26 protein-coding genes are annotated in these 26834 nt (G+C 57.5%); 14 read left to right on the top strand and 12 right to left on the bottom strand.

Features of this window, described 5'->3' with window-relative positions; translation table 11 throughout:
- Positions 1 to 118 precede the first annotated feature (118 nt).
- Both gltB and ACL2XP_RS01775 read left to right on the top strand, forming a co-directional pair.
- Entirely contained in the window at positions 119 to 4579 is a 4461-nt protein-coding gene (gene gltB / locus ACL2XP_RS01780) for a glutamate synthase large subunit (protein WP_413736875.1), read from the top strand.
- A gap of 10 nt (positions 4580 to 4589) precedes the next feature.
- A complete protein-coding gene (locus tag ACL2XP_RS01775; RefSeq protein ID WP_413736874.1) occupies positions 4590 to 6008 on the top strand; it encodes a glutamate synthase small subunit in 1419 nt (472 codons plus the stop codon).
- Positions 6009 to 6089: 81 nt separating this feature from the next.
- On the opposite strand, the gene sspB is transcribed toward ACL2XP_RS01775, so the two are convergent.
- The 5 genes from sspB to zapE all read right to left on the bottom strand — a co-directional run bounded on the left by sspB (position 6090) and on the right by zapE (position 9799).
- Positions 6090 to 6587 carry a ClpXP protease specificity-enhancing factor gene (gene sspB, locus ACL2XP_RS01770; protein ID WP_413736873.1) on the bottom strand — a complete coding sequence of 166 codons (498 nt, stop codon included), beginning with the start codon at positions 6585 to 6587 and terminating at the stop codon, positions 6090 to 6092.
- A 5-nt stretch (positions 6588 to 6592) separates the two neighbouring features.
- A complete protein-coding gene (gene sspA, locus ACL2XP_RS01765) occupies positions 6593 to 7234 on the bottom strand; it encodes a stringent starvation protein SspA (protein ID WP_413736872.1) in 642 nt (213 codons plus the stop codon).
- 339 nt (positions 7235 to 7573) lie between these two features.
- Positions 7574 to 7966: a 30S ribosomal protein S9 gene (rpsI, locus tag ACL2XP_RS01760; RefSeq protein WP_162366275.1), complete on the bottom strand. Its 393-nt coding sequence runs from the start codon at positions 7964 to 7966 to the stop codon at positions 7574 to 7576.
- A gap of 15 nt (positions 7967 to 7981) precedes the next feature.
- On the bottom strand, positions 7982 to 8410 hold the full coding sequence (gene rplM, locus ACL2XP_RS01755; protein WP_162366274.1) for a 50S ribosomal protein L13: 429 nt from the start codon (positions 8408 to 8410) through the stop codon (positions 7982 to 7984).
- A gap of 258 nt (positions 8411 to 8668) precedes the next feature.
- A complete protein-coding gene (zapE, locus tag ACL2XP_RS01750) occupies positions 8669 to 9799 on the bottom strand; it encodes a cell division protein ZapE (protein WP_413736871.1) in 1131 nt (376 codons plus the stop codon).
- A 227-nt stretch (positions 9800 to 10026) separates the two neighbouring features.
- Between zapE and zapG the strand changes: the two genes are divergently transcribed.
- From zapG to ACL2XP_RS01730, 4 genes are all read left to right on the top strand, one after another.
- The gene (gene zapG / locus ACL2XP_RS01745; RefSeq protein WP_413736870.1) at positions 10027 to 10431 is read left to right on the top strand and encodes a Z-ring associated protein ZapG; all 405 of its coding nucleotides are present in this window, start codon (positions 10027 to 10029) and stop codon (positions 10429 to 10431) included.
- Between the two features lie 188 nt (positions 10432 to 10619).
- Positions 10620 to 11999: a serine endoprotease DegQ gene (degQ, locus tag ACL2XP_RS01740; RefSeq protein WP_413736869.1), complete on the top strand. Its 1380-nt coding sequence runs from the start codon at positions 10620 to 10622 to the stop codon at positions 11997 to 11999.
- Positions 12000 to 12085: 86 nt separating this feature from the next.
- Positions 12086 to 13153 carry an outer membrane-stress sensor serine endopeptidase DegS gene (gene degS / locus ACL2XP_RS01735; RefSeq protein WP_413736868.1) on the top strand — a complete coding sequence of 356 codons (1068 nt, stop codon included), beginning with the start codon at positions 12086 to 12088 and terminating at the stop codon, positions 13151 to 13153.
- A gap of 210 nt (positions 13154 to 13363) precedes the next feature.
- Positions 13364 to 15064, top strand: a complete 1701-nt coding sequence (locus tag ACL2XP_RS01730) for a hypothetical protein (protein ID WP_413736867.1) — start codon at positions 13364 to 13366, stop codon at positions 15062 to 15064.
- Between the two features lie 86 nt (positions 15065 to 15150).
- On the opposite strand, the gene murA is transcribed toward ACL2XP_RS01730, so the two are convergent.
- From murA to mlaF, 7 genes are all read right to left on the bottom strand, one after another.
- Positions 15151 to 16410: a UDP-N-acetylglucosamine 1-carboxyvinyltransferase gene (gene murA / locus ACL2XP_RS01725; RefSeq protein WP_413736866.1), complete on the bottom strand. Its 1260-nt coding sequence runs from the start codon at positions 16408 to 16410 to the stop codon at positions 15151 to 15153.
- 65 nt (positions 16411 to 16475) lie between these two features.
- Positions 16476 to 16736, bottom strand: a complete 261-nt coding sequence (gene ibaG, locus ACL2XP_RS01720) for a BolA family iron metabolism protein IbaG (protein ID WP_413736865.1) — start codon at positions 16734 to 16736, stop codon at positions 16476 to 16478.
- 92 nt (positions 16737 to 16828) lie between these two features.
- The gene (gene mlaB / locus ACL2XP_RS01715; RefSeq protein ID WP_413736864.1) at positions 16829 to 17137 is read right to left on the bottom strand and encodes a lipid asymmetry maintenance protein MlaB; all 309 of its coding nucleotides are present in this window, start codon (positions 17135 to 17137) and stop codon (positions 16829 to 16831) included.
- Positions 17130 to 17780: a phospholipid-binding protein MlaC gene (gene mlaC, locus ACL2XP_RS01710; protein ID WP_413736863.1), complete on the bottom strand. Its 651-nt coding sequence runs from the start codon at positions 17778 to 17780 to the stop codon at positions 17130 to 17132. The genes mlaB and mlaC overlap by 8 nt, the downstream gene beginning before the upstream one ends.
- A 14-nt stretch (positions 17781 to 17794) precedes the next feature.
- The gene (mlaD, locus tag ACL2XP_RS01705) at positions 17795 to 18373 is read right to left on the bottom strand and encodes an outer membrane lipid asymmetry maintenance protein MlaD (protein ID WP_413736862.1); all 579 of its coding nucleotides are present in this window, start codon (positions 18371 to 18373) and stop codon (positions 17795 to 17797) included.
- Between the two features lie 4 nt (positions 18374 to 18377).
- Positions 18378 to 19163: a lipid asymmetry maintenance ABC transporter permease subunit MlaE gene (gene mlaE, locus ACL2XP_RS01700; protein ID WP_413736861.1), complete on the bottom strand. Its 786-nt coding sequence runs from the start codon at positions 19161 to 19163 to the stop codon at positions 18378 to 18380.
- Between the two features lie 7 nt (positions 19164 to 19170).
- Complete coding sequence (gene mlaF, locus ACL2XP_RS01695; RefSeq protein WP_413739052.1) at positions 19171 to 19980, bottom strand: phospholipid ABC transporter ATP-binding protein MlaF; 810 nt, start codon at positions 19978 to 19980, stop codon at positions 19171 to 19173.
- A gap of 250 nt (positions 19981 to 20230) precedes the next feature.
- Between mlaF and ACL2XP_RS01690 the strand changes: the two genes are divergently transcribed.
- The 8 genes from ACL2XP_RS01690 to hpf are packed head-to-tail and all read left to right on the top strand — an operon-like array spanning position 20231 to position 26421.
- A complete protein-coding gene (locus tag ACL2XP_RS01690) occupies positions 20231 to 21187 on the top strand; it encodes a calcium/sodium antiporter (RefSeq protein ID WP_413736860.1) in 957 nt (318 codons plus the stop codon).
- Positions 21188 to 21222: 35 nt separating this feature from the next.
- Positions 21223 to 22209 (top strand): arabinose-5-phosphate isomerase KdsD, encoded by a 987-nt coding sequence (gene kdsD / locus ACL2XP_RS01685; RefSeq protein ID WP_413736859.1) that lies wholly within the window; start codon positions 21223 to 21225, stop codon positions 22207 to 22209.
- 13 nt (positions 22210 to 22222) lie between these two features.
- Positions 22223 to 22786, top strand: coding sequence for a 3-deoxy-manno-octulosonate-8-phosphatase KdsC (gene kdsC / locus ACL2XP_RS01680; RefSeq protein ID WP_413736858.1), 564 nt, complete (start codon positions 22223 to 22225; stop codon positions 22784 to 22786).
- Positions 22783 to 23352 carry an LPS export ABC transporter periplasmic protein LptC gene (gene lptC, locus ACL2XP_RS01675; RefSeq protein WP_413736857.1) on the top strand — a complete coding sequence of 190 codons (570 nt, stop codon included), beginning with the start codon at positions 22783 to 22785 and terminating at the stop codon, positions 23350 to 23352. The genes kdsC and lptC overlap by 4 nt, the downstream gene beginning before the upstream one ends.
- Positions 23330 to 23899: a lipopolysaccharide ABC transporter substrate-binding protein LptA gene (gene lptA / locus ACL2XP_RS01670; protein WP_413736856.1), complete on the top strand. Its 570-nt coding sequence runs from the start codon at positions 23330 to 23332 to the stop codon at positions 23897 to 23899. Before lptC ends, lptA begins: the two co-directional genes overlap by 23 nt.
- A 4-nt stretch (positions 23900 to 23903) precedes the next feature.
- Complete coding sequence (gene lptB / locus ACL2XP_RS01665; RefSeq protein WP_413736855.1) at positions 23904 to 24629, top strand: LPS export ABC transporter ATP-binding protein; 726 nt, start codon at positions 23904 to 23906, stop codon at positions 24627 to 24629.
- 47 nt (positions 24630 to 24676) lie between these two features.
- Positions 24677 to 26110, top strand: a complete 1434-nt coding sequence (rpoN, locus tag ACL2XP_RS01660; protein ID WP_413736854.1) for an RNA polymerase factor sigma-54 — start codon at positions 24677 to 24679, stop codon at positions 26108 to 26110.
- A 23-nt stretch (positions 26111 to 26133) separates the two neighbouring features.
- Positions 26134 to 26421 carry a ribosome hibernation promoting factor gene (gene hpf / locus ACL2XP_RS01655; protein WP_413736853.1) on the top strand — a complete coding sequence of 96 codons (288 nt, stop codon included), beginning with the start codon at positions 26134 to 26136 and terminating at the stop codon, positions 26419 to 26421.
- Positions 26422 to 26834 lie beyond the last annotated feature (413 nt).

Genomic DNA, 26834 nt, shown 5'->3' with positions numbered 1-26834 from the left:
GATAAGGTAACCCGGAGAGAGTGGAACAGCAGGAGTAGTACCCCGCTGCCGCTCAATACCGATACGCCTTCTCGCCGGAGGTTGTGAGAGTCACCTGGAGCCTGGGGAGGTCCATGATATGTTGTACGATGAATCCCAAGAGAAGGACAACTGCGGCTTCGGCCTGATTGCCCATATAGAAGGCGAGCCCAGTCATAAGGTGGTTCGCACCGCTATCCACGCGCTGGCCCGGATGCAGCATCGCGGCGCTATCCTCGCCGACGGCAAGACCGGAGACGGCTGCGGCCTGCTGCTGCAAAAGCCGGATCGCTTCTTCACCATGGTGGCGCAGGAACGCGGCTGGCGGCTGGCCAAGAACTACGCCGTCGGTATGATTTTCCTCAGCCAGGATGAAGAAGAAGCCCGCGCCAGCCGCCGGATTGTCGAAGAGGAACTGCAAAACGAAACGCTGTCGATCGTCGGCTGGCGCGAAGTTCCCATCAATGCGGATGTATTGGGTGAAATCGCGCTCTCCTCGCTGCCCCGCATCGAGCAAATCTTCGTTAACGCCCCGGCCGGCTGGCGTCCGCGCGATATGGAACGCCGCCTGTACGTGGCGCGGCGCCGTATCGAAAAACGCGTGGCGGACGACAGCTTCTATGTTTGCAGCCTCTCCAACCTGGTGACGATTTATAAAGGCCTGTGCATGCCGGCGGATTTGCCGCGCTTTTATCTGGATCTGGCGGATTTGCGGCTGGAGTCGGCCATTTGCCTGTTCCACCAGCGCTTCTCCACCAATACCGTGCCGCGCTGGCCGCTGGCCCAGCCGTTCCGCTACCTGGCCCATAACGGCGAAATCAACACCATTACCGGCAACCGGCAGTGGGCCCGCGCCCGCGCCTATAAATTAAAGACGCCGCTGATTCCCGATTTGCAGGATGCCGCGCCGTTTGTTAACGAAACCGGCTCCGACTCCAGTTCCCTGGATAACATGCTGGAGCTGTTTTTAAGCGGCGGCATGGACTTGATCCGCGCCATGCGTTTGCTGGTGCCGCCGGCCTGGCAAAACAACCCGAACATGGACCCGGAGCTGCGGGCCTTCTTCGACTTTAACTCCATGCATATGGAACCCTGGGACGGCCCGGCCGGCCTGGTGATGTCCGACGGCCGTTTTGCCGCCTGCAACCTCGATCGCAACGGTTTGCGCCCGGCCCGCTATGTCATTACCACCGACAAGCTGATCACCTGCGCCTCCGAAGTGGGCATCTGGGATTACCAGCCGGATGAAGTGGTGGAAAAGGGCCGCGTCGGACCGGGCGAACTGATGGTCATCGATACCCGCAACGGGCGCATACTGCACTCGGCGGAAACCGATAACGACCTGAAAAGCCGTCATCCGTACAAAGAATGGATGGAGAAGAATGTCCGTCGCTTAACGCCGTTTGAAGATCTGGCGGACGATCAGGTCGGCCACCGCGAGCTGGACGATACCCTGCTGGAAACCTATCAGAAGCAGTTCGGTTACTCCAACGAAGAGCTGGATTCCATATTGCGGGTGTTAGGCGAAAACGGCCAGGAAGCCACCGGGTCCATGGGCGACGATACCCCCTTTGCGGTGCTGTCGAGCCGCCCGCGGGTGATTTACGATTATTTCCGCCAGCAGTTCGCCCAGGTGACCAACCCGCCCATCGATTCACTGCGCGAAGCTCACGTGATGTCGCTGGCCACCTGTATCGGCCGGGAAATGAACGTATTCTGCGAAGCCGAGGGCCAGGCGTTCCGCCTGGCGTTTAAATCGCCGATCCTGCTGTATTCCGATTTTACCCAGCTCACCACCCAGGAAGAGCACCATTACCGCGCCGATAAGCTGGATATTACCTACGAACCCGGCCAGATGGATATGCACCAGACGCTGTTGAAGCTGTGCGACGACGCGGAAGAAAAAGTACGCCAGGGCACGGTGCTGCTGGTGCTCACCGACCGGGCGATCTCCCCTACCCGCCTGCCGGTGCCCGCGCCGATGGCGGTGGGTGCGATTCATACCCGCCTGGTGGAAAAAAACCTGCGCTGCGACGCCAACCTGATCGTTGAAACCGCCAGCGCCCGCGATCCGCACCACTTCGCGGTACTGATCGGGTTTGGCGCGACGGCGATTTATCCGTATCTGGCTTATGAAACCCTGGCGGCCATGATCGATAATGGCACCATCGAAAAAGATTACCGCACCGTGATGCTGAACTACCGTAACGGCATCAATAAAGGCCTGTACAAGATCATGTCCAAAATGGGCATTTCTACCGTGGCGTCGTACCGCTGTTCCAAGCTATTCGAGGCGGTGGGCCTGCATCGCGAACTGACCGATTTGTGCTTCCAGGGCGTGGTAAGCCGTATCGGCGGCGCCAGCTTCAGTGATTTTGAACAAGATTTGCTGAACCTGTCAAAACGCGCCTGGCTCAAACGCAAGCCCCTGGATCAGGGCGGGCTGCTTAAATATGTGCACGGCGGCGAATACCATGCCTACAACCCGGATGTGGTTAAAACCCTGCAACTGGCGGTGAAAAGCGGCGAATATCGCGATTACCAGCAGTACGCCAGGCTGGTGAACGAACGTCCCGTCGCCATGCTGCGCGATTTGCTGGCGATTAAACCCAACGGTCAGGCGATCGCCCTGGATCAGGTGGAACCGGCGGAAAATCTGTATAAACGCTTTGATACCGCCGCGATGTCCATCGGCGCACTGAGCCCGGATGCCCATGAATCCCTGGCGCAGGCGATGAACAGCATCGGCGGCTTCTCCAACTCCGGCGAAGGCGGCGAGGACCCGGCGCGCTACGGCACCGATAAAGTCTCGCGCATCAAGCAGGTTGCGTCCGGCCGCTTTGGCGTGACTCCGGCGTATCTGGTCAATGCCGACGTTATCCAAATCAAGGTGGCCCAAGGGGCGAAACCCGGCGAAGGCGGCCAGTTGCCGGGGGATAAAGTCACGCCTTATATCGCCAAGCTGCGGTATTCGGTGCCCGGCGTCACGCTGATATCGCCCCCGCCTCACCACGATATCTACTCCATCGAGGATTTGGCGCAGCTGATTTTCGATTTAAAACAGGTGAACCCCAAGGCGCTGATTTCGGTCAAACTGGTGTCGGAACCCGGCGTCGGCACCATCGCCACCGGCGTGGCCAAAGCCTATGCGGATTTAATCACCATCGCCGGCTACGACGGCGGCACCGGCGCCAGTCCGCTATCCTCGGTCAAATATGCCGGTTGCCCCTGGGAACTGGGGCTGGTGGAAACCCAGCAGGCCCTGGTGGCCAACGGCCTGCGCCATAAAATCCGCCTGCAGGTGGACGGCGGGCTGAAAACCGGCCAGGACATTATCAAGGCGGCCATTCTCGGGGCGGAAAGCTTTGGTTTCGGCACCGGCCCTATGGTGGCGCTCGGCTGTAAATATCTGCGGATTTGCCATTTGAACAACTGCGCCACCGGCGTGGCGACCCAGGATGAGAAACTGCGCCGCGACCACTATCACGGCCTGCCGGGACTGGTTACCAACTACTTCCGTTTTATCGCCCAGGAGACCCGTGAATTCATGGCCGAACTGGGGGTTACGCGTCTGGTGGATCTGATTGGCCGCACCGATCTGCTGCTGGAGCTGGACGGCATTTCAGCCCGGCAGCATAAGCTGGATCTGTCGCCGCTGCTCAAGACCGCCACCCCGCATCAGGGCAAAGCGCTCTATTGCACCGAGAGCAGCAATCCGCCGTTCGATAAGGGCCTGATGAACAAGACCCTGCTGGAACAGGCCATGCCTTATGTGGAAAATCGCCAGAGCAAAACGTTCTATTACGATATCCATAACACCGATCGTTCGGTAGGCGCCTCGCTGTCCGGCGCTATCGCCGCCCGGCACGGGGACCAGGGTTTGTCCGCCGATCCGATCAAGGCCTATTTCACCGGCACCGCGGGCCAGAGCTTCGGCGTATGGAACGCCGGCGGCGTGGAGCTGACCCTGACCGGCGATGCCAATGACTATGTGGGCAAGGGCATGGCGGGCGGCAGCATCGTGATCCGCCCGCCGGTAGGTTCGGCGTTCCGCAGCCATGAGGCGACGATTATCGGCAATACCTGCCTGTACGGCGCCACCGGCGGCAAACTGCTGGCCGCGGGCCGCGCGGGCGAGCGTTTTGCCGTACGCAACTCCGGCGCCATCACCGTAGTGGAAGGCATCGGCGACAATGGCTGTGAATATATGACCGGCGGCATCGTCTGCGTATTGGGCCGCACCGGCGTCAATTTTGGCGCGGGCATGACCGGCGGTTTCGCCTACGTTCTCGATGAAGAGGGCGATTTCCGCAAGCGGGTGAATAACGAGCTGGTGGAAGTGCTGGACGTCGAGCAACTGGCCATTCATGAAGAGCATCTGCGCGGTCTGATTACGGAACACGTACAGTTGACCGGTTCCCATCGTGGGGAAGAAATTCTGGCCGACTGGCCGGCATGGGCATCCAAATTTACGTTGGTAAAACCAAAATCAAGTGATGTGAAAGCGTTGCTGGGCCACCGCAGCCGTTCCGCGGCTGAGCTTCGCGTGCAAGCGCAGTAAGAGGTTAAAGATGAGTCAAAATGTTTATCAATTTATCGACTTGCAGCGCGTTGATCCGCCGAAAAAACCGCTGAAGATCCGAAAAATTGAGTTTGTGGAAATCTACGAACCGTTCTCGGAATCGCAGTCGAAGGCACAGGCGGATCGCTGCATTTCGTGCGGCAACCCTTACTGTGAATGGAAATGCCCGGTCCATAATTATATTCCCAACTGGCTGAAGCTGGCCAACGAAGGGCGGATTATCGAGGCGGCGGAATTGTCGCACCAGACCAATAGCCTGCCGGAAGTGTGCGGGCGCGTCTGCCCGCAGGACCGGCTGTGTGAGGGGTCCTGTACGCTTAACGACGAATTCGGCGCGGTGACCATCGGCAATATCGAGCGTTATATTAACGATAAAGCCATTGAAATGGGCTGGAAGCCCAATGTGTCCGGTATTGTATCCACCGGCAAGCGGGTGGCGATTATCGGCGCGGGCCCCGCCGGGCTTGGCTGCGCCGATGTGCTGACCCGCAACGGCGTGCAGGCGGTGGTGTTTGACCGCCATCCGGAAATCGGCGGCCTGCTGACCTTCGGCATCCCGTCGTTCAAGCTGGAAAAAGACGTGATGGTCAAACGCCGGGAAATCTTCAGCGAAATGGGCATTGAGTTTCGCCTGAATACCGAAGTCGGCAAAGATGTCATGATGAGCGACCTGCTGGGTGAATTCGACGCGGTATTCCTGGGCGTCGGCACCTATCAATCCATGCGCGGCGGCCTGGAAAATGAAGACGCGCCGGGCGTGGTCGACGCGCTGCCGTTCCTGATCGCCAATACCAAGCAGTTGATGGGTTATGAAAACCCGGAATCAGCGCCCTATGTCAGCATGGAAGGCAAACGGGTAGTGGTGCTGGGCGGCGGCGATACGGCCATGGACTGCGTACGCACCTCCATTCGCCAGGGCGCAACGCATGTCATCTGCGCTTATCGCCGCGACGAAGAGAACATGCCCGGCTCTAAGCGCGAGGTGAAAAACTCGCGGGAAGAAGGGGTTGAATTTATGTTCAATCTGCAGCCGGTGAGTATTGAAATCGACGCCGCCGGTAAGGTGTGCGGCGTGAAAATGGTCCGTACCCAGATGGGTGAACCGGACGCGCACGGCCGGCGCCGCGCCGAAATCGTTGCCGGTTCCGAGCACGTGCTGGCGGCGGACAGGGTGGTGATGGCGTTTGGTTTTCGCCCGCACAGCATGGGCTGGCTGGCCGATTTCAGCGTGGAATTGGATAGCCAGGGGCGGATTATCGCGCCGGAAAACAGTGAAAGCGCCTTCCAGACCAGCAATCCGAAGATCTTCGCCGGTGGGGACGCGGTGCGCGGTTCCGATCTGGTGGTGACGGCCATTGCCGAGGGCCGCAAGGCCGCCGACGGCATCATGAACTACCTGGAAGTGTAAGGCACCGGCGTGTAAGAAGCGCGGGATGAAATATTTCCCGCCCGGGATGGGCGGGAAAAGCGCAATGTCAAGCTGTTACCGCTATTTGACGACCCGCAGCGCCGGCCTTCCGCCGCGCGGCGGGGTCGGCGGTTCGTCATCCGGATTGTTGTCGTCGCTGTTATCCGGGCGATCGCCGTCGATAATCGACATCACCGTTTCCGTGCCGTTATCCACGGTCGACGCATCTTCCGCCACGCCATTTTGTTCATAACCGACTTCCGGCTCAAACATGGTGCCGGCGCCGTTTTCACGGGCATAAATGGCCAGCACCGCCCCGATGGGCACGTTCACCTGGCGCGGGATGCCGCCGAAGCGCGCGTTAAAACTCACTTCAGCGTTGGTCAGCTCCAGATTGGCCACGGCCCGGGGAGCGATATTCAGGACTATCTGGCCGTCGCGGGCAAATTCCATTGGCACCGATACGCCCTCAACCGCCACATCAACCACCAGATGAGGCGTTAACTGGTTATCCAGCAGCCATTCATAAAACGCCCTCAGCAGGTACGGACGGCGCGGGGTAAGTTGAGAGACCTCCATGACCCTTAGCCCCGGGTTTGCAGGCGCATTTCGCGCTCAGCTTCGGTTAATGACGCCAGGAATGCATCGCGCTCGAATACGCGCGTCATGTATCCTTTGAGTTCTTTGGCGCCGGCGCCGGACAGTTCAATGCCCATTTGCGGCAAACGCCACAGCAGCGGGGCCAGGTAGCAATCCACCAGGCTGAACTCTTCGCTCATAAAATACGGGGCTTCGTTAAACACCGGCGCCACCGCCAGCAGCTCTTCGCGCAGTTGGCGGCGGGCGCTTTCCGCTTCCTGGTTGGTGCCCTGCTCGATTTTACGCATCAGGGAATACCAGTCGCTTTCAATGCGGTGCATCATCAAACGGCTGGTGCCGCGCGCGACGGGATATACCGGCATCAGCGGCGGATGGGGGAAGCGCTCGTCGAGATATTCCATGATGATGCGCGATTCATAGAGCGTCAGCTCGCGATCGACTAACGTCGGTACGGTGCGGTAAGGGTTGAGGTCAATCAGGTCCTGCGGTAGATTATCAAGTTCTACCTGCTCAATTTCGACGCTGACACCTTTCTCCGCCAGTACGATACGTACTTGATGGCTAAAAATGTCGGTCGGGCCGGAAAACAGCGTCATCACCGAACGTTTGTTGGCAGCGACAGCCATGAAAACCTCCAAGTTTATCTAGAAAATACCGCGAATAGCCAACTTACCCGGCTACTATCCTGAAATGTTTGACCGTTAACCTATTGCTTTTGCCCACCGCACCCGCCGCAAAACCGACTTGCTGCACCCTCTTGCGGCATCATGACAAAACGCCAGCTAAGTAAACAGGCATAAAAGTGCTTAACAGTTTACCAGATTTTTGCACGTTTAGGGGGGTGGCGAGTGGCAAATCACGTCGAAAAAAAGGACGCAATCAGATATTTGGCGTTAAATCAACGCTGCGGCAATAAAAAAGCCCGGACCGTGCCGGGCTTTGCTAGCTGTAAAAACAGCTGGGAATTAACGTTTGGAGAACTGCGGACGACGACGTGCTTTACGCAGACCGACTTTCTTACGTTCAACCTTACGGGCATCGCGGGTGACGAAACCGGCTTTACGCAATTCTGCGCGCAGCGATTCATCATATTCCATCAGTGCACGGGTAATACCGTGACGGATTGCGCCTGCCTGACCGGAGATGCCACCGCCAGTAACGGTGATGTACAGGTCCAGTTTTTCAACCATGTCGACCAATTCCAGCGGTTGGCGAACTACCATGCGGGCAGTTTCGCGACCGAAGTACTGATCCAGACTACGCTGGTTGATAACGATATTACCGCTACCCGGCTTCATGAAGACGCGTGCGGAAGAGCTTTTGCGGCGACCAGTGCCGTAGTATTGATTTTCAGCCATTGCCTATAATCCCGATTAAATGTCCAGAACTTGCGGTTGCTGAGCCGCGTGGTTGTGCTCGGTACCCTTGTAAACTTTCAGTTTACGATACATTGCACGACCCAGCGGGCCTTTTGGCAGCATGCCTTTAACCGCGATTTCAATCACACGCTCAGGGTGGCGGGCAATCATCTCTTCAAAGGTCGTTTCTTTAATACCGCCGATGAAACCGGTATGGTGATAATAAATCTTATCGGTACGCTTTTTGCCGGTAACGGCGACTTTCTCAGCGTTCAATACGATGATGTAATCACCGGTATCAACGTGCGGCGTAAATTCCGCTTTATGCTTCCCGCGCAGGCGACTAGCCAGTTCAGTAGCAAGACGACCCAGGGTTTTTCCGCTGGCGTCGACAACATACCAGTCGCGTTTTACGGTTTCTGGTTTTGCTGTAAATGTTTTCATTAAAAGCTTACCCAAATTAAGTTACACGTTGGTGAACACCCAAACGCTTCAAAGAACAGTTATGAGGCTCACACGGCTATCTAGTCCAGCAAACCTACCCCTTCGAATAGCCGTTGCTGGCGCGATCGAAGTTTTTGGGAAAAAAACTTCTTGTAACGTGGGGTCGCAAGATTATAGAGAAGACCGCGCCAAAGGTCGACAGTTATTTACCGTATTGTCTTATTCATGCCCCGGCCAGTTGCCCCGGCGCGCGCGGGATCAGGGAAGATGCGGCAGGCCGAGATACTCTTCGCTTTGCATCTCCAGCAGGCGGGACAGGCAGCGCTGGAACTCGAAGGCCAGCAGTTGGCCCTGGTATAGCTGCTCAAGCGGTACGTCGGCGGCTATCACCAACTTGACCTGGCGCTCGTAAAACTCATCCACCAGGGCCACGAACCGCCGCGCGGTATTCTCCTCCTGGGGGCCCATGGCGTGGACATTATGCAGCAGGACGCTGTGATAGAGGCGGGACAGCGCGATATAGTCATTTTGGCTGCGCGCCTCGGCGCACAGCGTCGTAAAGTCCAGGGCCACCACCCCGGCCCGGGCGCCCAGCGTCGGCATGGGGCGGTGATTCACCGTCAGCACCGGCGCGCCGTCCGGCTTTTCACCGGCCAGCCGGGTGAAGATGCGCGCCATCTCAGCGGCGGTGCGATTGTTTAAGGGCGTCAGATAGATGCCCGCCTGGGTCAGGGTGCGCAGGCGGTAATCGATGCCGGCGTCCACGTTCATCACCTCGCAATAGCGGGTGATGAGATCGATGGCCGGCAAAAAACGCGCGCGCTGCAAGCCGTTGCGATAGAGGTTCTCCGGCGGGATATTGGACGTGGCGACCAGGGTGATGCCCCGGGCGAACAGCGCCTGCATCAGCGTACCCAGCAGCATGGCGTCGGTGATATCCGAGACAAAAAACTCATCAAAACACAGCACATCGGCCTGCGCCTTGAAACCGTCGGCGACGATTTCAAGCGGGTCCGCCCGTCCCTGCAACCGGTTCATTTCTTCGTGCACCCGCAGCATGAAGCGATGAAAATGCAAACGCAGCTTGCGCTCGCCGGGCAGGCTGTGGAAAAAGAGATCCATCAGCCAGGTCTTGCCGCGTCCCACCCCGCCCCACATATATAATCCCCGGACCGGTTCGGATACGGCGGGGGAAGTTTTGCCCAGCAGTTTTTTACCCAGCCGCCCCAGCAGGCCGCCGCCGGCCGGGACGGCCTGGGCGGGGCGCGCCAGCAAGGCGCGGTGGATTACGTCCAGTTTGGCGACGGCCGCGGCCTGGACGGCATCGGCCTGATACTCCCCCTCCGCCAGCATCCGCTGATAAAGGGATAACGGCGATGTGTCATGCATGGTAGGCAACATTCCCTGACAAAGAATAATTGTAACGATTTTGTTGTGAGCCAACATCCTAAACAGCACTGCGCCGGAACACAATAGTCACAAATTTCTGCCGTTATCCGCCGCCATACTGGCTATCATACTATGGGGATTCCCCACCGGCGGGGTAAACGGTTATAGTGGGTAGTATAGAGTGTAGGAATCCCCGCGGGACAACGAAGTCAATTATAGGAGTCATTATGACCTGGGAATATGCGCTGATTGGATTAGTGGTCGGTATCATCATCGGTGCGGTCGCAATGCGGTTTGGCAACCGTAAACTTCGTCAGCAGCAGACGCTGCAGCATGAATTGGAAAAGAGCAAGGCGGAACTGGAAGAGTACCGCCAGGAATTGACCGGGCACTTCGCCCGCAGCGCGGAGCTGCTGGATAATATGGCCGATGATTATCGCCAGCTGTATCAGCATATGGCGAAAGGCTCCAGCAGCCTGCTGCCGAATATGCCCGGTGAAAACAATCCGTTCCGCTATCGCCTGACCGAAGCCGAAGCGGATAACGATCAGATCCCGGCGGGCATGCAGCCGCGCGATTACCCCGAAAGCGCCACCGGCCTGCTGAGAACCACCCGGGAACCGCGCAAGTAGGCGCATCGGGCCGGCAAGAAAACCCGGCGGCCCGACGGACGGCGTTACGCTCCCGTCGGGGCAATCTTCGCGCGCCGGTAGTGAACTTTAGCCGCTTTGGCAGGGTCATAAAGTATCTCAAAGTGGCGTTTTAACATGGTTAATGATTAATGGCGTCGTTCACGGACAGCAAGAGAGTAACAAGTTTAATGAAAACAACACCTTTATTCAGCGCACTGGCACTTTGTATCGGACTCGGCCTTACTTCGTTCATGCCCGTCGAAGCGGCGCTTCCCGCCGCGGTGCCGGGCCAGACCATGCCAAGCCTGGCGCCCATGCTGGAAAAAGTGCTTCCCGCGGTGGTCAGCGTGCATGTCGAAGGCACGCAGCAAGTGCAGCGCCAAAATCTGCCCAAGGAATTTAAATACTTTTTCGGGCCGAACGCCCCGACCGACCAGCAGCCCGGTGATTCCCGGCCGTTTGAAGGGCTGGGCTCCGGCGTCATCATCAATGCCGAAAAAGGCTATGTCATCACCAACAACCACGTGGTGAACGGCGCGGATAAAATCAAAGTCCAGCTGAACGACGGGCGCGAATTCGACGCCAAGCTCGTGGGGCGCGACGAGCAGACCGACCTGGCGCTGTTGCAGTTACCGTCGCCGAAAAACCTCACCCAGGTGAAAATGGCCGACTCCGACACCCTGCGGGTCGGTGATTTTGCCGTGGCGGTAGGCAACCCCTTCGGCCTGGGCCAGACGGCGACTTCCGGTATTATCTCGGCGCTCGGGCGCAGCGGGCTGAACCTGGAAGGCCTGGAAAACTTTATCCAGACCGACGCCTCGATTAACCGCGGCAACTCCGGCGGCGCGCTGATTAACCTGAACGGCGAGCTGATCGGCATCAACACCGCCATTCTGGCTCCCGGCGGCGGCAATATCGGCATCGGCTTCGCCATCCCGAGCAATATGGTGCAGAACCTCAGCCAGCAGTTAATTGAATTCGGCGCGGTGAAACGCGGCCTGCTGGGCATCAAGGGCAGTGAAATGACCGCCGACATGGCGAAGGCGTTCAAGATTGATACCCAGCGCGGCGCATTTGTCAGCGAAGTGCTGCCGGGCACCGCCGCGGCCAAAGCCGGGGTTAAAGCCGGTGATATCATCGTCTCCATCGAAGGCAAACCCATCACCAGCTTTGCGGAACTGCGGGTGAAAATCGGCACCACCGCGCCGGGTAAAGCGGTCAAGCTCGGCCTGCTGCGTGAAGGTAAACCGGTGGATGTCACGGTAACCCTGGACGATAGCGCCGCCACCACCACCAGCGCGGAAGTCCTGACCCCGGCCCTGCAAGGCGCCTCACTGAGCAACGGCCAATTGAAGGACGGCACCACCAAGGGCGTGATGGTGGATGATGTGGCCAAGGACACCCCGGCGGCGCAAATCGGCCTGCACAAAGGGGACGTAATCGTCGGCATCAACCGCGAACGGGTGGAAAATATTCTGCAATTACGCAAGGTGCTGGAAGCCAAACCCGCGGTAATAGCGCTGAATATCATGCGCGGCGATGAGAGCATTTTCTTGTTATTGCGTTGATCTTACAAAAAATCGGACACTGACCATGGGGTGTCCGATTAACTCATGCTATCCTGCCGCTATCGTCATACTCATGTTCGGATATCATGCTGGTTAAGCTGTTACGTGCGGTTATTTTTGGTCTTATCATCGCGGGCATTTTGCTGCTGGCGGTGCCTGCGCTGCGTTCCACCACCGGCGCCCTGCTGGCGGGCCACAACGACAGCGATGACGAGACCCCTGTCAGTTATAATCTGGCGGTGCGCCGCGCCGCGCCGGCGGTAGTTAACGTCTATAATCGCAGCATGAACACCAACTCCCATAACGAACTGGAGATCCATACCCTGGGCTCCGGCGTTATCATGAACCAGAAAGGCTACCTGCTAACCAATAAACACGTTATCAACGACGCCGAGCAGATTATCGTGGCGTTGCAGGATGGCCGTGTCTATGAGGCGCTGCTGGTTGGCTCCGATAGCCTCACCGATCTGGCCGTGCTGAAAATCGACGCCAATAACCTGCCGGTGATCCCCATCAATCCCCGCCGCGCCCCCCATATCGGCGATGTGGTCATGGCCATCGGCAACCCCTACAACCTGGGCCAGACCGTCACCCAGGGCATCATCAGCGCCACCGGGCGCATTGGGCTAAGCCCGTCCGGGCGGCAAAATTTCCTGCAAACCGACGCGTCCATTAACCGCGGCAACTCCGGCGGCGCGTTAATCAATTCACTGGGCGAATTGGTGGGGATTAATACCCTGTCGTTCGACAAAAGCAATAATGGCGAGACCCCGGAAGGCATCGGCTTCGCGATTCCCACCGCCCTGGCCAGCAAGGTGATGAATAAGCTGATTCGCGACGGCCGGGTAATCCGCGGGTACATCGGTATCGGCGGACGTGAAGTGGCGCCGTTGCACACCACCGGCGCCAATATGGACCGGATTCAAGGCATTATCGTTAACGAAGTCACGCCGGGCGGTCCGGCGGCGCAGGCTGGCATCCAGATCAACGATGTCATCCTCAGCGTCAATAACAAAGCGGCGATTTCGGCTATCGAAACCATGGATCAGGTGGCGGAAATAAGACCGGGGTCCGCGATCCCGGTCGTGATTATGCGCAACGGTACCAAACTGACATTAAAAGTCACCATTCAGGAATATCCGGCATCCGATTGACGCCGGATATTCCAAACATTTCACAAACAAACCGCGAAAATATCCCGAAACGCTTTCCCCGCCCTATAGAATACCCCCGTCAAAATGGCGGTTCGGACACATATCGCCGTCGCTCCTGATATGTATGCTCATGTCAATGTTACCTGCCGGTAGGGATTCGCCGTCGTATAAAATCGGCAACTCAGGTGTAATGATGAAGAGGAAAATGCCATGCTCGTGGCCCATCATGCGATAGCCGGTACGTTGTTCTGTGGTTCCCTTCACCCGTTAACCCAATCAGCCCCCGGCCGGCATAAAAATGCCGCATTATCGCCGTTGGCGACGCTTGCCCATGCGGCCAACATCGCCGTCCACCCGCGCAAGACCGCGGGCGCCGCGATCGATTGCCGTCCCGGACGGACGCTGGCGGACATGCCGCCGCTGGTCATCGGGCATATCGTCCGGTACCTGCCTTACGGGATGCGTCGGGCTTTCGCCGAGGTGCTGCCGCTCCCGCAGCAGCACTATATAACCAACGAGGTCAAGTTTGGCGAGATTATGGCTGAAACGATCCCGGCGGTGATGACCGGCGCCGACTTCGCGGCCGCCCTGAAGCAGATTGCCACCCTGCCCGCCGGACTTAAAAACACGGCGCTGCTGCTGCTCAGCGGTAAAATGTTTCGGTTATGCGCCGGTTTAGCGCCGCAGGACGTAACGGCCGCTAATGACGCGCGCCAGGCGCTACGGCTGTTTTCAACCACGGCGCAATCCCTGCTGTCAACCGTTCCGGCCATGGCGGAACTGCTGGCGGCGCTCAATAGCGGCCAAGCAGTCTTCGCCCGATGGCTGGGGACCCAGGCCATCGCCGCGCGCCATTGCGGGAGCCTGGCGGCCAGGTTCGGTATTGGCCAGGACAATCCGGTGCTGATATTGCTCGAAAAGCACTTTATCGACGGCCTGGCGGGGGAAGAAGCCCTGGCGGGCGGCAATTGCCGGGACATTGCCGCCCGCTATGCCATCAGCACGCGCGAGGGAATAGAATTGCTTGAGCGGTTCGCCCTCAAGGGGCCGGCTCTGCATCACGCCGTGTCCGGGGTAAGCTGCTTTATCATTGCAGCCCGCTATGGGATCAACTCTGCCGGCGCGCTGCATGAGCTGGAAAGTACGGTTTTAAGCCGCCATGGCCTGCTTGCGGTGGAGGCGGGAGACAACTGCAACCAAATCGCCCTGCATTACGGCATCTCGTTACTGCATTTGCGCCAGTTAATGGAACAGGTCAGTATCGAACATGTGGCCGCGCGGCAGGTGATAAACGGCGGTAATTGCCAGGAAGTGGCCCATCGCTACGGCATAGTGACCCAGGCAAACCGCGAAATACTGGAGCGGCATGCCGTAAACGGACCGGCGGGGGAGCAAGCCAGGGCCGGCCGCCGCTGCGATGAAATAGCCATGATGTACGGGATACGGTTTGCCCCCGCCCGCCGCATGCTGGAGTCGCTTTCTGTAGAATATTGCGGCAAACGGGACATCGCGGCAGGCATAAACTGTGCCGCGGTAGCCGCGCGATATGGCATCTCATCCCCGCCGTCCATTATTCAGCTTGAGATTTTTTGCGTTGAAAACGTCGCCCGCAAAGAGGTGGAGCAAGGCGCTCATTGCTGGCGAGTGGCTGAAAAATATGGACTGGCCACGATACTTAAAATGCCGCACCCAACATTATCCATGATATCGACCACATTATGCTTGCTGGAGTCCTATTCCACCAACAGCGTCGGCAGAACTGAGGCCCTACGCGGCGAGCATCCGCTGCTCATCGCCAAGAAATATGGCATTAGCGAACCGGCCAATATGGAAAAGCTGCAGCGGTATTTCGAGGAAGGAATGGCAATGGCTGACGCACCTTTGCCGGGGCAAGGCCAGCCGGAATACTGACCCGGCCTGGACCGGGAAAGAATATGCGATAGTCCCCCGCGGCGGCAAATATGGCCGTGGGAGGCTATCGGCACGGTAAACGCGGATTACTCGCCGGAAATACGTTCAATATTGGCGCCCAGCTTGCGCAGCTTCGCTTCGATGCAATCATAACCGCGATCGATATGGTAGATACGATCGACCACCGTGACGCCTTCCGCAATGCAACCGGCCAGTACCAGGCTGGCTGAAGCGCGCAGGTCGGTAGCCATGACCTGTGCGCCGGACAGCGTCTCGACTCCGTGGCATATCACGGTATTGCTTTCGATTTCCGCGCGCGCGCCCATACGAATCAGTTCGGGCACGTGCATAAAGCGGTTTTCAAAGATGGTTTCGGTAATCACGCCGGTACCTTCCGCCACCAGGTTCAACAGGCTGAATTGCGCCTGCATATCCGTGGGGAACCCCGGATGGGGCGCGGTGCGCACCGTGATGGCCTTGGGCCGCTTGCCGTGCATGTCCAGGCTGATCCAGTCTTCACCGGTTTCAATATCCGCCCCGGCTTCGCGCAGCTTTGCCAGCACCGCGTCCAGCGTATCCGGACGGGTAGACTTGCATAATACCTTGCCGCCGGAAATGGCCGCCGCCACCAGAAAAGTACCGGTTTCAATGCGATCGGGCAGCACGCGGTAAACCCCGCCGCCCAAATGGGCCACGCCTTCAATGGTAATTTTATCGGTGCCGGCGCCGCTGATATTCGCCCCCAGCGTAATCAGGAAATTGGCGGTATCGACAATCTCCGGCTCGCGGGCGGCGTTTTCAATAATGGTGGTGCCTTCCGCGAGGGTGGCCGCGCTCATGATGGTCACGGTGGCGCCCACGCTGACTTTATCCATGACGATGTGCGCGCCGCGCAGGCGGCCGTCGACGGAAGCCTTGACGTAACCCTCTTCAAGCTTGATGGTCGCGCCCAGCTGTTCAAGGCCGGTAATGTGCAAATCCACCGGTCGCGCGCCTATGGCGCAGCCGCCGGGCAGGGAAACCTGGCCCTGGCCGAAACGCGCCACCAGGGGTCCCAGCGCCCAGATGGAAGCGCGCATGGTTTTCACCAGATCATAGGGTGCGCAGAACACATTAACGCCGCTCGCGTCCACATGGACCGACCCATTACGCTCCACCTTCGCCCCGAGTTGGCTGAGCAGGAGCATGGTGGTATCAATATCTTTTAACTTTGGTACATTTTGTATTTCCACCGGCTTTTCAGCCAGCAGCGCGGCAAACAAAATCGGCAATGCCGCATTTTTGGCGCCGGAAATTGTCACTTCACCACTTAACCGGGTTGGACCCTGGACACGAAATTTATCCATCACAACTGCTCTCTGTTTATCGGGGGCTGGGCTGCCGAACGTCGTGAAACGACGGGTTCAGCAGCTTAAAAACCGTTTAATTTGCGATCGCGCCGCCATTCATCAGGGGTATAAGCCTTGATGGAGAGCGCATGAATACGATTGTCCGAAATATACTCCATCAATGGAGCATATACCGCCTGCTGTTTTTTAATCCGGCTCATGCCGTCAAACCGTTCGCTCACAACAATGACCTGGAAATGGCTGCCGTCACCCGTCACATGGGCCTCTTGCAGCGCCAGGTCATTGGCACTCATCAATATTTCGTGGATTTCGTGGTTTTCCATAAGGGTCAAATCACTTTCATGGGTCGGGAATCAAGCCGATATCTTAGATGAATACGCCGTCATCGGAAACAGGGATTCATTCAATCATCGCGTCAGCCGGGGCGATCGTCGGCGCAGGGCAGGATATTATGCAGCTTATACAAGGCGATAAGGGTACGTAATTTCTCGGTGACGCCGGTCAGCAACAGCGATCCGCCCCGCTGGGTCTGCAGGGCGCATAAATGCAACATCATGGCGACGCCCGCGGAATCCACCCGCTCCAGCCGGGAAACATCCAGAAAACGGATACCCGCCAGGGCGGCGTCGCGCTGCTCCCAAAACTGCAGCAGCGTGACGCGATCGAGTTCGCCCCGCAATACCAGCGTGTCGTCTTCCGCTTGCCAGCTCAGGGTTTCAGCCATTGTTCTGCTTATCCAGGGAAATCGGTTGGGCGGCGGCGGACTGGAGCTGTTGGGTCAAGCCGTCGATACCTTTCTGACGCAGCGTCGAAGCCCACTCATTTTGCTTGGTGGTGATCATGCTCACCCCTTCGGCAATCATGTCGTAAGCCTGCCAGTTACCGGTCTGGCTGTTCTTGCGCCATTGGAAATCCAACCGCACCGGCGGGCGGCCGCCCGGATCGACGATGGTCACGCGAATAGCGATAATCGTGGCGTCGCCAAAGGGTTTTTCCGGGGCAACCTGGTAGGTTTGACCGTGATACATGGCCAAAGCCTGGCCGTATGCCTGCTCCAGATAAGCCTGGAAGGCTTTGAAGTAGGCGTCGCGCTGCGCCGGGGTTGCCTGGCGGTAGTAGGTGCCCAATACCAGCGCGCCGGCATACTTTACCTGCACATACGGCAATAGCTCTTCGCGTACGATATTACGCAGGTAATTCGGATTCTGGCGAATCTGGCTTTGTTCATTTTTCAAACGGGTGAAAGTCTTATCCGCCGCCGCATTCATCAGCGCGTAGGGGTTGGTTTGGTCAACCGCCGGCGCCGCCTGTACATGCGCCAGGGGCGCTATCGCCAGCAGGGCCGCCATCAATAAACGTTTCAACATAGGTTATCTTCCTCTTAATGAGCCGTCGCGGCGGGAGCTGCGCCGTCGCCGGTTGCAGGTGCCTGGGTGCTGTCGGCGTTGCCGTCCGGGGAGCTTTTGGCATCCGCCGGAGCATCTTTGTCATTGCCGCCGCTCTTGTACAGGAACTGACCGATCAGGTCTTCCAATACCAGCGCGGACTTGGTGTCCTGAATGGTGCCGCCGTCCTTAAGGATCGCCGTTCCCATATCCGGGTCTTCGAAACCGATATTCAGCGCCAGGTATTGTTCGCCCAGCAGCCCCGACGTACGGATGGCCAGCGAGCTGGTGTCGGGGATTTGGTTATAGGTATCTTCGATATCCATCGTTACCCGCGGGGCATAGGTTTTAGGATCGAGGGTGATATCCGCCACCCGCCCTATGACCACGCCGCCCACTTTCACCGGTGAGCGCACCTTGAGGCCGCCGATATTATCGAAGGTGGCTGAGATACGGTAGGTGGACACATTGCCCACCGAGCGGATGTCCGCCACTTTCAAGCACAGGAAAATAACCGCGAGCAGGGCGATAATCATAAATACGCCGACCCAGATTTCACTTTTTTTCGTTTGCATTAACTCAATTCCCAAACATCAGTGCTGTCAGCACAAAATCCAGTCCCAACACGGCCAGGGACGCATGGACGACCGTTCTAGTGGTCGCGCGGCTGATTCCTTCGGACGTCGGAATAGCATCATAACCGTTAAACAGCGCGATCCAGGTAACGGTGATAGCGAAGACCACGCTTTTTATCAGGCAGTTAATCAAATCCTGGTGCCAATCCACCGCGCCTTGCATGGCGGACCAGAAATAACCGCTGTCGATACCCTTCCAATCCACGCCCACGATACCGCCGCCCCAGATACCCACCGCGACGAAAATCGCCGTCAGCAGCGGCATACTGATCACCCCGGCCCAAAAGCGCGGCGCCACGATACGGCGCAGCGGGTCCACCGCCATCATTTCCAGGCTCGATAACTGCTCGGTGGCTTTCATCAGGCCGATTTCCGCGGTCAGCGCCGAACCGGCGCGGCCGGCAAACAGCAAGGCGGTAACCACCGGGCCGAGTTCACGCAGCAGCGACAGGGCGACCATCATGCCCAGGCTGGCTTCGGCGCTGTAGGTAGTCAGGATGATATAACCCTGCAGCCCAAGCACCATGCCGATAAACATGCCGGAAACAATGATAATAATCAGCGACTGCACACCGACGCTGTACAGCTGCTTGATCAGCAACGGCCACTGCTGGCGGAAGGCGGGTTTACCCACCAGCGCGTTAAATAGCATCACGCCCGAGCGCCCGAAAGCGTAGCAGACATTGATGCCCCGGCGTCCCAGCGCCGCTAATGCTTGTTGTAATAGCATGGCTCGGTTAACTCCCTGAACCTAAAAGCTGCGATTTATAATCTCTGGCGGGGAAATTAAACGGCACGGGACCATCGGCGATACCGTCCAAAAACTGGCGTACCCGCGGGTCCTGGTTGGCGCGCAGCTCGGCCGGCGTTCCTTCGGCTATCACATGCTGTTCGGCCACGATATAAGCGTAATCGGCGATACTCAATACCTCCGGCACATCATGGGAAACCACGATGCAGGTCACGCCCAGCGCGTGATTCAGTTCGTCGATTAATTTGACCAGCACTCCCATGGTGATGGGGTCCTGGCCCACAAACGGCTCGTCGAACATGATCAGCTCAGGGTCCAGGGCGATGGCGCGCGCCAGGGCTGCGCGCCGCGCCATGCCGCCGGACAGTTCGGACGGCATCAGGGACGCCGCGCCGCGCAGGCCCACCGCCTCAAGCTTCATTAACACCGTGGTGCGTAGTACGGCTTCCGGCAGGCGGGTATGCTGGCGCAGCGGAAACGCCACGTTTTCAAAAACATTGATATCGGTAAACAGCGCGCCGGACTGGAACAACATGCTGATTTTTTTGCGCACTTCATACAGCCGGCGGCGCGACAAGGCGGGAATATTATCGCCGTCGAACCAAATCTCGCCGCTGTCCGGAGGCAATTGGCCGCCGATCAGACGTAGCAGCGTGGTTTTACCGATACCCGACGGGCCCATGATGGCGGTGATTTTACCCCGGGGGACCTGCAAGGTGATGTTATCGAATATCGGTCGATTGCCGCGCCGGAAACTCAAGCCGCGGATGTCCACCAAATGCTCCGAGTGATTCATGTTTTCACTGATCATTGCTTTCTCGCTGAAACCCATTGCCCTAGATATTAAAGCAATAGGACCGATTCATCGAACTTTTACAAAAAATTACCCTATCGGGGCTAAGATAGAGGAAATTACGCGATTTTACTTTTGCCCGGCGGGCAGTCAAAATTAGGCCTTGTTCAAATTTGTCTGCCACATAGTCTTCCGCGCAGGGAGCCGCGATGGCGTAGATAGCTCAGGATTATTTAAGAATCAAGGACTTTACATGTTTTTTGCCACGTCATTATTAGTTATTGGCCTTATTCTACTGGTTTATGGCGCGGATAGATTGGTTTACAGTGCTGCCGTTATCAGCCGCTCGCTGGGTGTCGCGCCCTGGCTGATAGGATGCACCGTAGTGGCGTTAGGTACGTCGTTGCCCGAGCTGCTGGTTTCGGTGACCGCCGCCCTGAATCATCAAATCGATATGACCGTGGGTAATATCATCGGTTCGAATATCACCAATATATTGTTGATATTGGGCGGCGCGGCGCTGATCAAACCCATCGCCTTCCATTCGGATATCGTGCGCCGGGAACTGCCGCTGATGCTGATCGCGACGGCGCTGTGCGGCCTGGTGCTGGCGGATCACAACCTGAGCCGCCTGGACGGCGTGATATTGTTACTCGCGGCGATGGGTTATATTGCCGCCGTGGTGAAAATTTCCCGCCCGGCGTTGAACGACGGCAATGACAGCCTGACCCGCGAACAGCTGGCGGAGTTGCCTCAGGATAGCAGCAATACCGTGGCGGTGCTGTGGCTGGCCCTGGCCTTTATTATCATGCCGATTTCAGCCCATATGGTGATTGATAACGCCAGCGTCGTGGCGCGCCACCTCGGGGTCAGCGATTTGGTCATCGGCCTGACGGTGCTGGCGGTCGGTACCAGCCTGCCCGAGCTGGCCACCGTCATCGCCGGCGCGATAAAAGGCGAAAACGATATCGCCCTGGGCAATCTCATCGGCTCCAATATCGTGAACAGTGTTATGGTGCTGGGCGTGCCGGCCCTGCTCTCTCCCGGCCCGTTTAATCCGGTGGCGTTTACGCGGGATTATTGGGTCATGCTGGCGGCGAGCGTGATATTAACGGCGTTTTGTCTGAGAAAGCGCCGTAGGATCAACTCCGCCATGGGCGCTCTGTTATTATGTGGTTTTGCCGCCTATCTTGCGGTGTTGTTTATTTAGCCCGGACAGACCGACGGGCGGATCAGGATGAATTTATGTCACATATGTCATTAGCGCCGGACTTTGACTTTCCGGCCGCCGGTAAGCAGGTTCTCGCCGACGAGCGGGCGGGGTTGGCGCAGCTGGATCAATATATCAATGACGATTTTCGCCGCGCCTGCGAAAAGATTTTCTATTGCAGCGGTAAAATCGTGGTGATGGGCATGGGCAAATCCGGCCATATCGGCCGCAAAATAGCGGCCACGTTCGCCAGTACCGGCACGCCGTCCTTTTTTGTCCATCCCGGCGAAGCCAGCCATGGGGATCTGGGCATGGTGTCGACCCAGGATATCGTGATCGCCTTGTCCAATTCCGGCGAGTCCAACGAAATCCTGGCCCTGATCCCGGTACTCAAGCGCCTGCAAATTCCCCTGATCTGCATGACCGGCAACCCGGAAAGCACCATGGGCAAGGCGGCGGATATCCATATTTGCGTTCACGTGCCCCTGGAGGCCTGCCCATTGGGTTTGGCGCCGACCACCAGTACCACCGCCGCCCTGGTGATGGGCGACGCGCTGGCGGTATCGCTGCTGCAGGCCCGCGGCTTTACCGCCGAGGATTTCGCGCTTTCGCATCCCGGCGGCGCGCTGGGGCGTAAATTGTTGCTGCGGGTAGCCGATATCATGCATAACGGCGACGAAATTCCGCTGACCCCGCGCAATGCGACCCTGCGCGACGCCTTGCTGGAAATGACCCGTAAAAACCTCGGCATGACGGTTATTTGCGACGAGCGGCAAAACATCGAGGGTATTTTCACCGACGGCGATTTGCGCCGGGTGTTTGATATGGGCATCGACCTGAACCAGGCGCGCATCGTCGATCTGATGACCGCCGGCGGCATCCGGGTCAGCCCCAATACCCTGGCGGTCGATGCGCTCAATTTAATGCAATCCCGTCACATCACCTCGGTGCTGGTGGCGGATAACAACCGGCTGGTGGGCGTGGTGCATATGCATGATATGCTACGAGCCGGCGTAATTTAACAAGGAAAGCGCCATGCATGATACTCCCCGCATAGACACCTGTTATGGTCCGGTTGACGGGCAGGTATTATTAAGCGCCGGCCAAATCCGGCTGCTGATCTGCGATGTGGACGGCGTACTGTCGGATGGCCTGATCTACCAGGGCAACCAGGGCGAGGAACTCAAAGCCTTTAACGTGCGTGACGGCTACGGTATCCGATGCTTGCTGACAGCGGGTATCGAGGTCGCTATTATTACCGGCCGCTCCGCCAAGCTGGTGGAAGATCGCTGCCAAACGTTGGGGATTACCCACCTTTACCAGGGACAGTCGGATAAGCTTTTGGCCTTTGAGGCCCTATTGGGTAAACTGTCATTAACCGCGGATCGGGTCGCGTATATCGGCGACGATCTCATTGATTGGCCGGTCATGGCGCAGGTCGGGTTGAGCGTCGCGGTGGCCGACGCCCACCCGCTGCTGCTGCCGAAGGCCGATTACGTAACGCGCATAGCCGGCGGCCGCGGCGCGGTTCGCGAAGTCTGCGACCTGGTGTTGCTGGCGCAAGGGAAGCTTGAGGATGCCAAAGGGCAGTCGGTATGAGTAAAACGAAATGGTGGATTACCTTACTGCTGGTGCTGGTGGTGCTGGTATTGATCGGCCTGAATCTGACCGATTCGGATGGCGACGCCCAGCAGGTGGTGGCGGATACCGGCGAGCCCACTTATCAGAGCGAACATACCGTCACCCTGGTGTACAACCCGGTGGGCGGCCTGAATTACAAATTGATATCCGAACACGTCCAGCAGTTCGCCGTTGAGCAGATCACCTGGTTTACCCGCCCGGTGGCGACGATGTACGATGAGAACAAGGTTGCAACCTGGACAGTCAGGTCCGATCGGGCCAAGCTGACCAATGATAAAATGCTTTATTTATATGGCCATGTCGAGGTGGACAGCCTGACGCCGACCTCGCAGTTGCAGCATATCAGGACCGATAACGCCGTGGTGAATCTTGTTACGCAGGATGTCTCCTCCGATGACGAGGTAACCTTATATGGTACCGGCTTTAACTCTAAAGGCATGAAAATGCGCGGAAATCTGCGAAATAAGACTGCCGAGCTGATTGAAAAGGTCAAGACCTCTTATGAAATCCAAAACCAAAAATAAAATCCATAGCGCGTTTGCCGCCGGTGCGCTGCTGCTGGTGAGCGCCAATGCCCTGGCCCTCACCGACGATACCAATCAGCCGATTAATATCGATTCCGCGCAGCAGGCCGTCGATATGCAGACCAACACCGTCACCCTTACCGGTACGGTTATCGTCAAGCAAGGCTCCATCGATATCCGGGCGGACAAAGTGGTGATTACCCGTCCCAACGGCGAGCAGGGCAAGGAAGTGGTGGAAGGCTACGGCAATCCCGTCACCTTTTATCAGCTCCAGGACAACGGCAAGCCGGTCAAAGGCCACGCGCAGAAAGTTCGCTATGAATTGGCCAATGATTTTGTCGTATTGACCGGCGACGCTTACCTTGAGCAATTGGATAGCAACGTCAAGGGCGACCGCATTACCTATCTGGTGAAAAAACAGCAGATGGAAGCCTTCAGCGACAAGGGCAAACGGGTCACCACCGTGCTGGTTCCGTCCCAGTTGCAGGATAAGAATCCGGCAAAGGCAACGCCCGCGACGCCCGCGCCCCAAACCGGAAAAAAATAAGAGCATGGCTACATTAATCGCAGAAAACCTGGCCAAAGCCTATAAAGGCCGCCACGTGGTGGAAGACGTCAGCCTTAAGGTCAGCTCCGGGGAGATTGTGGGGCTGCTGGGGCCCAACGGCGCAGGCAAGACCACCACGTTTTATATGGTGGTGGGCATCATCCAGCGCGACGCCGGACGCATCATCATCGACGACGACGATATCAGCCTGCTGCCGCTGCATACCCGCGCGCGCCGCGGCATCGGCTATCTGCCGCAGGAGGCGTCGATTTTCCGCCGCCTGAGCGTCTATGATAACCTGATGGCGGTATTGCAAATCAGGAACGATATCAGCGCCGCGCAGCGCGCGGACCGGGCCAATGCCCTGATGGAGGAGTTTCATATCGCCCACCTGCGCGATAACCTCGGTCAATCGTTATCCGGCGGCGAGCGGCGGCGCGTGGAAATTGCCCGCGCCCTGGCGGCCAATCCAAAATTTATCCTGCTTGATGAACCTTTTGCGGGGGTAGATCCGATTTCCGTTATCGATATTAAAAAAATCATTGAACATTTGCGCGATAGCGGACTGGGCGTGCTGATCACGGATCACAACGTGCGTGAGACATTGGATGTCTGCGAACGCGCCTATATCGTCAGCCAAGGGCATTTGATCGCCCACGGTACTCCGGCGGAAATACTGCAGGACGAGCAGGTGAAACGTGTTTATCTGGGCGAAGAGTTCCGCCTCTGATAAGGTGTCCTGAAGTGAAAGGCCGATGAGGTTAATTGACGCATTATATGAAGCAAGGTTTGCAACTCAGGTTTAGTCAACAGTTGGCCATGACTCCGCAGTTACAGCAGGCGATTCGTCTGTTGCAACTGTCTACGCTTGAACTCCAGCAGGAAATACAGACCGCGCTGGAAAGCAATCCTTTGCTTGAGCAAACCGATGTCCATGAGGAAATAGAGGCCCACGACACCCCGGATAGCGAATCGCTTGATACCCGCGAAGCGATGGAACAAAAAGACATGCCGGAAGAACTGCCGCTCGATGCCACCTGGGACGAAATGTACTCGGCCGGCACCCCGTCCGGCACCGGTACCGACTACCGCGATGAAGAACTGCCGATTTACCAGGGTGAAACCATCCAGACCCTGCAGGATTACCTGATGTGGCAGGTGGAACTGACGCCGTTTTCCGATACCGATATCGCCATCGCCACCTCCATCGTCGACGCGGTGGATGAAACGGGGTATCTCACCGTGCCGCTGGAAGATATTCTGGAGTGCCTGGGCGATGACAATGTCACCATGGATGAAGTGGAGGCGGTGCTCAAGCGCGTGCAGCGTTTTGATCCGGTGGGCGTGGCGGCGCGGGATCTGCGCGATTGCCTGTTGATCCAGCTCTCCCAGTTGGCGAAGGATTTTCCTTATATCAACGAAGCCCGGCTGATTGTCAGCGAACACCTCGATTTGCTGGCCAGCCATGATTTTCGCACGCTGCTGCGCTCGACCCGGCTCAAGGAAGAGGCGCTGAAATCCGCCATGACGCTGATTCAGTCCCTCGATCCCCGCCCGGGCCAATCGATCAATACCACCGAATCGCAGTATGTCATCCCGGATGTGCTGGTGCGCAAAGTGCACAACCGCTGGACCGTGGAGCTCAATACCGACAGCGTCCCCAGTCTCAAGATCAACCAGCAATACGCCGCCCTGGGCAATACCACGCGCAGCGACGCGGACGGGCAGTTTATCCGCAGCCATCTGCAAGAAGCCCGCTGGTTGATTAAAAGCCTGGAAAGCCGTAATGATACTTTATTGAAAGTCACCCGGTGCATCGTTGAACAGCAGCAGGCCTTTTTTGAGCAAGGCGAAGAGTTCATGAGGCCCATGGTGCTGGCGGATATCGCCCAGGCGGTGGATATGCATGAATCAACGATTTCGCGGGTCACCACGCAAAAGTATCTGCACAGTCCGCGCGGTATATTCGAACTTAAATATTTTTTCTCCAGTCACGTCAGTACCGAAGGGGGGGGCGAAGCGTCCTCCACGGCCATTCGCGCACTGGTGAGAAAATTAATCGCCGCGGAAAACCCGGCGAAGCCGCTAAGCGATAGCAAGCTGACCACCCTGCTCTCCGACCAGGGCATCATGGTGGCGCGGCGAACCGTAGCAAAATACCGAGAGTCTTTATCCATCCCGCCGTCAAACCAGCGTAAACAGTTGGTTTGACCTCTACAGAGAAGGAAGACACTATGCAGCTGAATATTACCGGACAGCGCGTTGATATTACCGATGCTTTGCGCGATTTTGTGACCACGAAATTTTCCAAGCTGGAACAGTACTTCGACCGGATCAATCAGGTATATATTGTTCTGAAGATCGAAAAGGTCCAGCAAATTGCCGAAGCGACGATCCACGTTAACGGCGGTGAGCTGCATGCGACGTCAGAAGCGGATGATATGTATGCCGCCATCGATCTGCTGATCGATAAGTTGACGCGCCAATTGAATAAACATAAAGACAAACTGAAGCAGTACTAAATTCACTGTAGCCATCATCGCTACCTAACCTCACATCGGCTCGTTATGTAGATAAAACGCCCGAAAGATTTCGGGCTGCAGGCAGGCGGAACGTAGCCAACGTACCTGCGGCCCGAAAGATGACGGGTTACCCTATAGATTTCGGGTTGCGGGCAGGCGGCAAGCGAGTGAATCCCGATGAGCTTACCCAGGTAAGTGATTCGGGTGAACGAACGTAGCCAACGTACCTGCGGCCCGAAAGATGACGGGTTACCCTATAGATTTCGGGTTGCGGGCAGGCGGCAAGCGAGTGAATCCCGATGAGCTTACCCAGGTAAGTGATTCGGGTGAACGAACGTAGCCAACGTACCTGCGGCCCGAAAGATGACGGGTTACCCTATAGATTTCGGGTTGCGGGCAGGCGGCAAGCGAGT

The sequence above is a fragment of the Sodalis sp. RH21 genome, assembly GCF_047324175.1.
GTDB lineage: Bacteria > Pseudomonadota > Gammaproteobacteria > Enterobacterales > Enterobacteriaceae > Acerihabitans.
This window is presented reverse-complemented; position numbering and strand designations above follow the sequence as displayed.

What these genes read in the sequence shown, in the direction of transcription:
- gltB (WP_413736875.1), top strand. Translation starts at nt 119, where the DNA reads ATGTTGTACGATGAATCCCAAGAGAAGGACAACTGCGGCTTCGGCCTG.
- ACL2XP_RS01775 (WP_413736874.1), top strand. Translation starts at nt 4,590, where the DNA reads ATGAGTCAAAATGTTTATCAATTTATCGACTTGCAGCGCGTTGATCCG.
- sspB (WP_413736873.1), bottom strand. Translation starts at nt 6,587, where the DNA reads ATGGAGGTCTCTCAACTTACCCCGCGCCGTCCGTACCTGCTGAGGGCG.
- sspA (WP_413736872.1), bottom strand. Translation starts at nt 7,234, where the DNA reads ATGGCTGTCGCTGCCAACAAACGTTCGGTGATGACGCTGTTTTCCGGC.
- rpsI (WP_162366275.1), bottom strand. Translation starts at nt 7,966, where the DNA reads ATGGCTGAAAATCAATACTACGGCACTGGTCGCCGCAAAAGCTCTTCC.
- rplM (WP_162366274.1), bottom strand. Translation starts at nt 8,410, where the DNA reads ATGAAAACATTTACAGCAAAACCAGAAACCGTAAAACGCGACTGGTAT.
- zapE (WP_413736871.1), bottom strand. Translation starts at nt 9,799, where the DNA reads ATGCATGACACATCGCCGTTATCCCTTTATCAGCGGATGCTGGCGGAG.
- zapG (WP_413736870.1), top strand. Translation starts at nt 10,027, where the DNA reads ATGACCTGGGAATATGCGCTGATTGGATTAGTGGTCGGTATCATCATC.
- degQ (WP_413736869.1), top strand. Translation starts at nt 10,620, where the DNA reads ATGAAAACAACACCTTTATTCAGCGCACTGGCACTTTGTATCGGACTC.
- degS (WP_413736868.1), top strand. Translation starts at nt 12,086, where the DNA reads ATGCTGGTTAAGCTGTTACGTGCGGTTATTTTTGGTCTTATCATCGCG.
- ACL2XP_RS01730 (WP_413736867.1), top strand. Translation starts at nt 13,364, where the DNA reads ATGCTCGTGGCCCATCATGCGATAGCCGGTACGTTGTTCTGTGGTTCC.
- murA (WP_413736866.1), bottom strand. Translation starts at nt 16,410, where the DNA reads ATGGATAAATTTCGTGTCCAGGGTCCAACCCGGTTAAGTGGTGAAGTG.
- ibaG (WP_413736865.1), bottom strand. Translation starts at nt 16,736, where the DNA reads ATGGAAAACCACGAAATCCACGAAATATTGATGAGTGCCAATGACCTG.
- mlaB (WP_413736864.1), bottom strand. Translation starts at nt 17,137, where the DNA reads ATGGCTGAAACCCTGAGCTGGCAAGCGGAAGACGACACGCTGGTATTG.
- mlaC (WP_413736863.1), bottom strand. Translation starts at nt 17,780, where the DNA reads ATGTTGAAACGTTTATTGATGGCGGCCCTGCTGGCGATAGCGCCCCTG.
- mlaD (WP_413736862.1), bottom strand. Translation starts at nt 18,373, where the DNA reads ATGCAAACGAAAAAAAGTGAAATCTGGGTCGGCGTATTTATGATTATC.
- mlaE (WP_413736861.1), bottom strand. Translation starts at nt 19,163, where the DNA reads ATGCTATTACAACAAGCATTAGCGGCGCTGGGACGCCGGGGCATCAAT.
- mlaF (WP_413739052.1), bottom strand. Translation starts at nt 19,980, where the DNA reads ATGAATCACTCGGAGCATTTGGTGGACATCCGCGGCTTGAGTTTCCGG.
- ACL2XP_RS01690 (WP_413736860.1), top strand. Translation starts at nt 20,231, where the DNA reads ATGTTTTTTGCCACGTCATTATTAGTTATTGGCCTTATTCTACTGGTT.
- kdsD (WP_413736859.1), top strand. Translation starts at nt 21,223, where the DNA reads ATGTCACATATGTCATTAGCGCCGGACTTTGACTTTCCGGCCGCCGGT.
- kdsC (WP_413736858.1), top strand. Translation starts at nt 22,223, where the DNA reads ATGCATGATACTCCCCGCATAGACACCTGTTATGGTCCGGTTGACGGG.
- lptC (WP_413736857.1), top strand. Translation starts at nt 22,783, where the DNA reads ATGAGTAAAACGAAATGGTGGATTACCTTACTGCTGGTGCTGGTGGTG.
- lptA (WP_413736856.1), top strand. Translation starts at nt 23,330, where the DNA reads ATGAAATCCAAAACCAAAAATAAAATCCATAGCGCGTTTGCCGCCGGT.
- lptB (WP_413736855.1), top strand. Translation starts at nt 23,904, where the DNA reads ATGGCTACATTAATCGCAGAAAACCTGGCCAAAGCCTATAAAGGCCGC.
- rpoN (WP_413736854.1), top strand. Translation starts at nt 24,677, where the DNA reads ATGAAGCAAGGTTTGCAACTCAGGTTTAGTCAACAGTTGGCCATGACT.
- hpf (WP_413736853.1), top strand. Translation starts at nt 26,134, where the DNA reads ATGCAGCTGAATATTACCGGACAGCGCGTTGATATTACCGATGCTTTG.